The following is a 3,855-nucleotide window of genomic DNA, read 5'->3' on the forward strand; positions in this document are numbered from 1 at the left end:
GCAGCCCGAGCGAGCCCTCCCGACGCCCTGGCGGCAGGCCGACGCCGTCGTCCTCCATCCGAAGCCGCACCTGCCCGTCGCCGACCAGCCGCAACTCAACCCGGACGCGCCCAGCCCGCCCCTCGGGGAAGGCATGCTTGAGCGCGTTGGTCACCGCCTCGCCCGCGATGAGCCCAAGCGGGATTGCGAGGTCCGGCGGCCACAGTGCCTCCTCACCAGCCTCGACCTCCACCCGCACGCGCTTGGGCGCGAGGCCCTCGGCAGTGTCCCGGCAGAGCCGCTCCAAGTAGTTGGCAACTTCGATGCGGTCCGGTGCCTCGCTCCCATGGGTCAGCAGGGCGTGCACGTCGCCGATGCGTCGCAGCCGCCCCATGACGGCCTCGAGCGCTCCGCGACAGGTCGGGTCCGCGCTATGCGCGCCTGCACGCTGAGCAGTGACACCGCGAGCTGCAGGGCGTTCTTGGTACGGTGGTTCACCTCGCGGACCAAGAAGTCACGGTAGCGGATGTCCTCCTGCCCGCGCTCCAGGGCGTCGCGGAGGACGGCCTCCGTCCGCTCCCGCCGTTCGACCTCCTCCCGGAGCCGGGCGTTGGCCTGCTGGAGGCGCTCCGTCCGCGCTGCCACGCGCCGCTCCAGAGTGTGCTTGGCCTCGCGTAGCTCCTGCTCTCGCCTTACCCGGTCCGTCACGTCGAGGAAGGACGCGAAGTGCTGCACCACCTGGCCGTCCTCGACCACAGGGCTGACGAACATGGAGACCCAGGCTTCCCGGCCGCCCTTGGGCCGGAACGGCACGTCCTCGATGAAGGTTCGGCGCGCGGCCATCGCTGCCTTGACTCGCTGCACCGCCTCCTCGTCAACCTGCTCGCCGACAAGGAAGAAATAGTTCTGACCCAGAACTTCCCCCGGCTCGTAGCCGCTCAGCTCCAGGAAGGCCGCGTTCACGTAGATGATGGGATTGTCGAGCACTGCGGGATCGGTGACCACCATGGGCATGCGGGTCGCCTCGACGGCGGCGACGAAAGGCCCGCCGCGGGCGCCGATCTCGCGCACGGTTTGCTCCGCGGCGCTCTGCCCCGCCCGGTCCCGGGGCTGGCTCTCGAACGGCATCCGAAACTCCCTGGTGCAGATCTCCCGGACGCCACGACACCACATCCGGAGGTCGATGTCTCATGGCTGTCCCCGGCCGCCTGGCCGGGATGCCGCACGCTTGCCCGGCGGAGGTACCGGAGCCGCGCCGCATGTGAGGACACGCGGAAAGGTCTAGTTCCCGCTCCCCCGTCACCGCTTCGTGCCAGCCACGGCCTTGAGGGCGCGTCCACTTCGCATCGGAGACCCGAAGTTTCGAACAGCAGCCGCACCCCAGGCGAGGACGGCGATCGAGACCGCCGTCCCGGTCGCCGTCTCCAGCATGGCGAGGCACTCGCGCGCCACCGCGTAGTCGGCCGCCTTGCGGTGCTGCTCGAGCGTGACCGCGGCGGCGAAGTCCTCCGGCACCCTGTCGCGGTGCCGCGTCACGTGGGCGATCTGCCGGGCCGAGAGCCAGAGACCGAGGCCGGTGACGGAGAGCGCCGCCGCGACAGCGAGCAGGAGGAGCGGGGCCTCAATCATAGTCGGTTTCCGTCGGAGCTGGGGGTGCGGCCGGGCGGCAGCCTAGCGCGCGAGGAGCCGGAGCGCGACCGGACCCCCCGCCGCAGCGACGAGGTGGCAGGCTCGTCCAGAGAGAGGCACCCGCAGTCCGCGACCTGGGTGGCGCCTTCCTACTTGCCAAGTTTGCAGGCTGGACCGGACCGAGGCCGTCGACCCGGCCGACTGGCGGTCGCCTTGGACCCACCGCCCGGCGCGCCAGCGTGAGGCATGAGCTTCGACAATATCCTTAGGCCGAAGATAGGGGTGCGGATGGCCGGGCGCTCGGCCGCCAAACGGCTGCGCGAGGCCGAGCAGGCCGCAGCCGAGGGTGGCGCCCTTGGCCGCCATGCGCGAGACCATGCTGGCGGGTATGGCGGAAAGCACGGCCTTCGTCGCCATTGGGCGCCAGTTCCCTCGCGCTCTCCGTCACGCCGCTCGAAGCGCCCTGCGGCACCGTGCGGCTGCAATTCGAGGGGCGCGTGGGCGTGTCCGCCTTCCTGGTCCAGCCGCGGCTGCTCGCCGAGGACCTGGAAGAGCCTGAGACAGTCAGAACGGCAATCAGCCCGGCGTGGCGGCTAGGCGAGGCGCTCCGGGGCGGGGTACTACACACCCCGGGCGACCTGAGCGACGTCGACGGCTCCGTCGTCGCTGTCGAGGGCTTCGTGGCCGAGTTCCTGGCCGACGTGTCGGTCACCCGGTCGGCAAGACGTGGCTCGGCGGCGGAGAGGCACCGGGCGAGTGCCCCCGGTCGCTGCCCGGCACCCGGTTCCGCGATGCCTGGTGGCGGCTTCGAGGGCGCGCCCGGCGTTCGCCGGACAGCCCGGCGAGCGTTCAGCGCTTGATGGGATATCGGCCGACCGAGCACCCCGCTCGTTATGCATCCGTGCCCGGCTGGCCCTCGTAATCCGGCAGCGTCCAAATGCTGGGGGACAATGATGCCACACGACACCTATGCCCAAGATGGAAAGCTGACTTTCCGCTCCAACCCGGCGGCTTTGATTAAGTCCGGGGTCGATGGTCACTCCGTTGGCTCGGTTGCCCAGGTGCCGACACAGGATCGCTATTCTTCAATGGGAGATTTAGCCGCCACTGGAACCAAAAAGTTGAAGAGTGCCATGGGCGCCATTGTCTCCGTAATTCCCACCCTGGACAGGTTAGCGCGCGCCCGCCGCCTGAGCCGCCGGATGGAAGCGGCGTTGGGCTACAAGCCGAACCTGCGGCTTCCACGCACCTACAACGAGAAGCTGGCTTGGCGGATACTATACGACCGCAACCCGCTGTTCCCGTTGACTATCGACAAGGTCGCGGTGCGCGACTACGTCGCCCGGAAGGTCGGAGCCGAGTTCCTGATCCCGCTGTACGGCGTATGGAACCACGCGGCGGACGTTCCCTGGGACAGGCTGCCGTCGCGCTTCGTGCTCAAGGCATCCCACGGCTGGAACATGAACCTCTTGGTTCATGACTGGACCACGGCTGACCGATGCTCAGCCATGGTGCAGGCCGAAGGATGGTTGCGGCGGAGCCACTACGCTGACGCGGAGGAATGGGGATACCGCGACATTCTGCCCCGGCTTCTGGTGGAAGACATGCTGCTCGACGAGAACGGCGCGATCCCTCATGACTTGAAGTTCTACGTGTTCAACGGCAAGACGAAATTACTCCGCGTGCACGCCGACCGGTTCGGCGAGCACCGCGTGACTTTTTTCGACTCCGACCTGGAGCTGCTGCCGTTCCGCCAGATCTACCCCGCTGACCCAAGCTACGTTCTGCCGCCGCAGGCGGGCGAGCTGGCGAAGCTGGCGGAGCGCATCGCGGAAGACTTCGACTATGCCCGCGTCGACCTGTATCTGGTGGACGGCCGGGCCTGGTTCGGCGAGATCACCCATTACGACGGAAGTGCCTGCGTTCCCTTCACGCCTGCGATCCACGACCGGGTGATCGGCGACATATGGCACCTTCCTGATGGTCGTGGGCGAAAACGCTGAGGCCGAGCTTTGATCGGCTCCTCGCTCGGTGCGTCAGCGACAGGCGTCGGCCTGGATTGCACGCCCGAGCCCGCCTGCATCCCAGGCACCGCAATGCTGTTCGCGCTAGGTGCCAGGGCTCTTCTGGCGCTGGCACCTAGTGACGTGCCGCCCGCTCCCAGTGAAGCGGCCGAGCTCGCCGGACACCTTATACCGCCCCGCCTTGGGACTGACTCGATCGTGAGTTGAGGCGACGCGGAGCGAA

At 68.4% G+C, this 3,855-nt stretch carries 4 protein-coding genes; 1 reads left to right on the forward strand and 3 read right to left on the reverse strand.

The window, feature by feature from the left end; all coding sequences use genetic code 11:
• The 3 genes from AC5JJ1_RS13545 to AC5JJ1_RS13555 all read right to left on the reverse strand — a co-directional run.
• Window positions 1–373 (reverse strand): ATP-binding protein (locus AC5JJ1_RS13545; protein WP_495785632.1); only part of this gene is annotated, 373 nt, incomplete at its 3' end.
• Window positions 331–1,107, reverse strand: coding sequence for a PAS domain S-box protein (locus tag AC5JJ1_RS13550; RefSeq protein ID WP_495785633.1), 777 nt, complete (start codon window positions 1,105–1,107; stop codon window positions 331–333). The genes AC5JJ1_RS13550 and AC5JJ1_RS13545, both read right to left, overlap by 43 nt.
• A gap of 171 nt (window positions 1,108–1,278) precedes the next feature.
• Window positions 1,279–1,608: a hypothetical protein gene (locus AC5JJ1_RS13555; protein ID WP_495785634.1), complete on the reverse strand. Its 330-nt coding sequence runs from the start codon at window positions 1,606–1,608 to the stop codon at window positions 1,279–1,281.
• 950 nt (window positions 1,609–2,558) lie between these two features.
• Between AC5JJ1_RS13555 and AC5JJ1_RS13560 the strand changes: the two genes are divergently transcribed.
• Window positions 2,559–3,611 carry an ATP-grasp fold amidoligase family protein gene (locus tag AC5JJ1_RS13560; protein ID WP_495785635.1) on the forward strand — a complete coding sequence of 351 codons (1,053 nt, stop codon included), beginning with the start codon at window positions 2,559–2,561 and terminating at the stop codon, window positions 3,609–3,611.
• The last annotated feature ends 244 nt before the right edge of the window (window positions 3,612–3,855 follow it).

This window comes from Belnapia sp. (assembly GCF_059504005.1).

Coding starts and splice junctions, on each gene's coding strand:
- AC5JJ1_RS13560 (WP_495785635.1), top strand. CDS start 2,559: ATGATGCCACACGACACCTATGCCCAAGATGGAAAGCTGACTTTCCGC.
- AC5JJ1_RS13550 (WP_495785633.1), bottom strand. CDS start 1,107: ATGCCGTTCGAGAGCCAGCCCCGGGACCGGGCGGGGCAGAGCGCCGCG.
- AC5JJ1_RS13555 (WP_495785634.1), bottom strand. CDS start 1,608: ATGATTGAGGCCCCGCTCCTCCTGCTCGCTGTCGCGGCGGCGCTCTCC.